Origin of the sequence: Scytonema hankhaensis NUACC26, from assembly GCF_045865695.1 — a bacterium.
Taxonomy (GTDB): domain Bacteria; phylum Cyanobacteriota; class Cyanobacteriia; order Cyanobacteriales; family Nostocaceae; genus Scytonema.
The window spans coordinates 1-3829 of sequence record NZ_BAACAP010000021.1; the positions used below are offsets into that span (position 1 = coordinate 1).

The 3829-nt window shown below is 39.4% G+C and carries 3 protein-coding genes; 1 reads left to right on the forward strand and 2 read right to left on the reverse strand.

Annotated elements, in window-relative coordinates:
- Positions 1-323, reverse strand: a 323-nt coding sequence (locus ACKTT2_RS00320) for a MerR family DNA-binding transcriptional regulator (RefSeq protein ID WP_407882818.1), incomplete at its 3' end; no start/stop codon positions are given.
- Between the two features lie 73 nt (positions 324-396).
- Positions 397-1536 carry a C1 family peptidase gene (locus ACKTT2_RS00325; RefSeq protein ID WP_407882820.1) on the reverse strand — a complete coding sequence of 380 codons (1140 nt, stop codon included), beginning with the start codon at positions 1534-1536 and terminating at the stop codon, positions 397-399.
- Between the two features lie 394 nt (positions 1537-1930).
- On the opposite strand from ACKTT2_RS00325, the gene ACKTT2_RS00330 reads away from it, so the two are divergent.
- Positions 1931-3667 carry a caspase family protein gene (locus ACKTT2_RS00330; protein ID WP_407882822.1) on the forward strand — a complete coding sequence of 579 codons (1737 nt, stop codon included), beginning with the start codon at positions 1931-1933 and terminating at the stop codon, positions 3665-3667.
- Positions 3668-3829 lie beyond the last annotated feature (162 nt).

Genomic DNA, 3829 nt, shown 5'->3' on the forward strand with positions numbered 1-3829 from the left:
TCCAGTAAGGCAAGTAAGCCTTTTCTTTTGAAGTTGAGTCCCGACCCGATGTCTTTGACGACTTCACAGCCGGGATAGTTAGAGATAAGAAACTCAATTTGTCGCTCAAGGTCAGGCTTTTGAGAATGGCTGGAAACTCTAGCGTATAAGAGTGTTGGTTTATTGGTTGATTGAATATTGATAACTGAATCGATGTCGTATCGACGCTGACCATTTGGCGTTTTAATTGTTTTGATTTTACCCGCTTCTTCCCATCTGAGCAGGGTTCTAAGTGTAACTCCAAGTTTAGTTGTCGCCACTCTTGCTGGGACATAATTCGCCATAAACTGAACATCGCTTATCTTTATGACAATGCTAATAGATGATGTTCAATTTTGTCAAGTAATGTTCAGTCAATCATGGACTAGGAGATAACTCTTCCTCGCTTTCATCACCATCTAGGCTGTAATCGTAATCGCCATCAGCGGCATATTCTTCACAGAGTGCATCTAGCTCCTCAAGAAATTCGCTACTATCCTCTATTGTCAAGTCAAAGTTAAGAATATTAACAACATAGCTTTCTTCATCTTCCTGTTCTTCACATTCGTAGTCAAAATAATACTCTTCCTCGCTTTCGACGTAGCTCATACAGAGTTCATCCAAAGCCTCAATCAAACCCTCTGGATCTTCAGTGGTAACGTAGAAGTCGAAAAGCAATAGAGAATTTTCATCAGCAAAAAACGATTCATCCTCTTCCCATACCCCAGCACTAAAGTCAAGGTCGCTGACCGATTTGATAATCCACGAGTCGTGACCGTTGTACTCCTGATGAATAATATAGTCATAAGGGATATAGCAATATCCGCGCTCGCCCCATTCAGAACCCCAAGAATTACGCACGATAAACACGCGGTCTTTATCAGAATAACCAACACAAAGCATTGCATGCCATCCGTGGGTAGAGCGTACATTATCTGATTTCTTAGGCAAAGGTACGCGCCCCCGATTGTGTGTGGCATCATCAAAAGACTCAAATGTGTTCAAGGCAAAAGCAATGGGATAACCTTCCGTCAAAGTATGTTTCCACAGGTCAAGATCGGTTTCAATAAACTCAGCTTCCTCTATTTTGAAGCTTGCTGCGTGTTCGTAAGCAGAACTTTCTGGTTCTTGGAAAATGAGATCTTCGTCGTTAGGCCAAATATCCTCACAGCAAGCTCCATAGTCAGTTAGAGCTTTGATAGCAAGTTCCATTTGTGTACCGCCGTCTTCTTGTTCGCTGCCATCAAGAGACCGAGCATTATAGTAAACAAATAAACGACTCACATCACTAGATTCGCCTAAATCTCGTTTAACAAGGTATTCGTAAGCACCTACAAAAGCATTAGCTACACAGCTATTACCGACCTGTTCTTCTACTTCGGTCATGTATTTACGTAGATCGACCTTGGGTGGTAAGCGATCGCTATCAAAACGCCACATATGATGCATTTTTGCGTCTTCTGCTTTCTTACCAGGACGATAACCACCAATGCGATATTTTCTATTTTTTGTAAACATTGTTACTGATGTGCTATTTGTTATTCTTGTATAACTCACCATCAGTCATTCGTAAAGTTTTTTACTTGTACAAGTCAGTCAGCACAATTAAAGTTAACTAATAAGGATATGCAAACACGAGCCTCGCTATAGCTATTCCTTGCGCTCTAAGAAATTTTTAGGAAAGGGAATAGTGTCAAGTTGTAAACTGTCTTGTAATACGTCAGAAATAAACTGTTCTACCGTTTTCCGTATATCCTTAAACGACTTACAAAACATCAATCTTTTGTCCATTTGAGTCAGTAAAGCACGAAATACAGAATTCAACTGTTTTCGATTTAACTAAGAAACTGTAGGCTAAACGATGAGAAGAATTTGGGCATAGGGATTCACTTGTCAACAAAGGAGAACCCCAATGAATATATTACTTTTGATTGCTTTACTAACGACAGGAACTCTACTCCTAAATTTTCCCGCGATCGCACAAGAAACCTCTGTACAGAAATACCAGTCTTCTAGAGTTCTTAAAAAAGCTAGAAATCAAAAAACACTGGTTTGGGGATTAAAAGAAGACGATTTATTTGTTAGTGGTACAAGTGGTACTGGTAAACTGAAAGGATTCTGTATAGATTTGGTAGATTTGCTGGAGAAATATTTAAAGCAGGAAAATTTCGTTCAAGAACCATTTAAAGTTCATCCTGAAAAAATAGAAACAATAGAACGTTTTCAGTTTACACAACAAAAAAAATTTGATGGAGAATGTGGAACTAATTCTATTAGAGATGATATTCCTGGAATAACATTCTCTAAAAGTTTTGCTCGAACACCCACTAAAGTTTTGTCCTATCCGTCCAAAGACGAGAAATTTAGTAACCACAAGGAAAAGTTAAAAATTGGTATTGTTCGAGGTAGTACGACTGAAAAAAGAGTTAATAGCTATTATGATATTAATGTTGAGATCGAAAAATATCCTAGTAGAACCCTTGCTATCGATGCTTTAATATCAGGAGAAATAGATGGATTTGCTAACGATGAAATCATTCTTAAGGCAATGTTAAAAGAACCTGAATACTCTCAAGAAGGATTATATATACGTCCGGAAAAACTTGGTGAGGAAAATTATGGATTGGTTCTTCCTGATGATGATAAGGAATGGGTTGAAATTATCAACAAGTTTTTGGATGAGAAAACCGATGAAATAGAGAAACTGCGGAAGAAATATTTTGAATATGAAGTATCTATTGATTGGAAATTTATCTCGCTCGCATTACTTGTACTTCCGTCCTTTGGCTTGATACAGCTAGTTAGAAGGCGAAATACAGAGCGAGAACAAAAGCCAAAACCTTATAAAAGTAGTACCTTTGCTCGCGGTTATGCTCTACTTATAGGTGTTGGGGAAACAGCTTATCCCCATTGGTCTCTTCCAGTGAGCGTTAAAGATGTATTAGCACTCAATGAAGTCTTGGTCAATCCAAATTTCTGTGGTTATCCCAATAATCCAGAACATATTCGGCTGTTACACGACGAAGGAGCAACGCGAAGTAAAATTTTGGAAGGTTTGCGCTGGTTGAAGGAGCAAGTACAAACTGACCCAGATGCTACTGCAATTGTTTATTATTCAGGACACGGGTGGCTAAATCAAAGTCAAAACCGCTACTATTTAGTCCCACATGACATTAACCCCTTTAATCTTGAAAGCTCTGCCTTAAGTGCAGATGAATTCACGGACGCTTTACGCCAGATTAAATGCGAACGACTTTTAACGATCGTTGATAGTTGCCACGCAGCAGGAATGGCGACGGCTAAACACAGTCCTTTAGGCTTTGAGGAAACTCCTCTTCCCAAGAGCGTTATCAATAACTTAAGACAAGGTAAAGGAAGAGTCGTTTTTACGTCATCTCAAGGAGAGCAAAGTTCTTGGATTAGACCCGATCGCCAAATGAGTATCTACACTTACCATCTCATTGAAGCTTTGAAGGGAAAAGGCAATCATCCTCATGAGAATGTTGTAAAAGTCTCTCATTTGATGCAATATATCAGCGATCGCGTACCTAAGAGTGCTTTGAGTATGTGTAATGAAAAACAAACTCCTTACTTTAGCTTTGAGACTGAAGACTTTGCTGTTGCTCTGGTGAATAATCGTCGCTCATAGCAATTTTCACTCTTATTAGACCACAATTTATGGGGTGGGCGTCCTCGCCTGCCCTCTATCACGCACGGGCGAGGACGCCCGTACCACAAGAGCATAGTGTGGTTCATTTACTACAAGAGCATAGTGTGGTTCATTTACTACAAGAGCATAGTGTGGTTCATT